This window comes from Pseudomonas sp. D1HM (genome assembly GCF_019266105.1).
Lineage (GTDB): Bacteria > Pseudomonadota > Gammaproteobacteria > Pseudomonadales > Pseudomonadaceae > Aquipseudomonas > Aquipseudomonas taetrolens.
Map to the genome: position 1 here is coordinate 1 of NZ_LRMN01000048.1, position 611 is coordinate 611.

General features: G+C 53.0%; 1 pseudogene. It reads left to right on the plus strand.

Annotated elements, in window-relative coordinates:
* Positions 1–54: 54 nt before the first annotated feature.
* Positions 55–611: pseudogene (locus AWM69_RS22655) on the plus strand (hypothetical protein); the annotation flags it as partial.

Genomic DNA, 611 nt, shown 5'->3' on the forward strand with positions numbered 1-611 from the left:
GAGGCGGGTTTGCATTGAGAACCCTGAAAGCGATGACAGGCAATGGAAGGGGGGATGCCTATGTTTAAACAGTGGTTTAAGCGTAAAGCGACCACCGATGAACCCCCTTTCGACCGGGATAACCAGTCGCCCAGGGCCGGTGAAATCCGTACTCAGGGTTCGAGTGAAACCCTGTTCCTGGCGCCCTTGCCGGTGTACACCGGGCAGGTGCCGATAGGCCGCCGAAACTTCTCGCAGATGAACGAAGTGTATTTGGAGTTGGGTGGCAGTAACCGGGGGATGGTTGAAGCGGGAAAGATGTTGGCGTTCATGATTTGGTTGTTAATCATGCTTATCTTTGGCGTTCCGATATTCTTGGGCGTTTATCTGGCGTTATTTGGGAATGAGGATTTCGAACAGGACATAGGCTTAGCCATGATGCTCGTCTTTCAGGTAGGTCTACTGTATGGCATCCCTGGAGGGGTGATCACATTAGGCGCATTTTTGTACGGCATGGTTTCCGATGTCTACAAACAGGCCAAAACCTACCCCGTGCGTTTCAACCGTCAGCGGCGCGAAGTGTGTTATGTCGACAGCACGACTCATCGGGTGTTGATCGTGCCCTGGGAGCG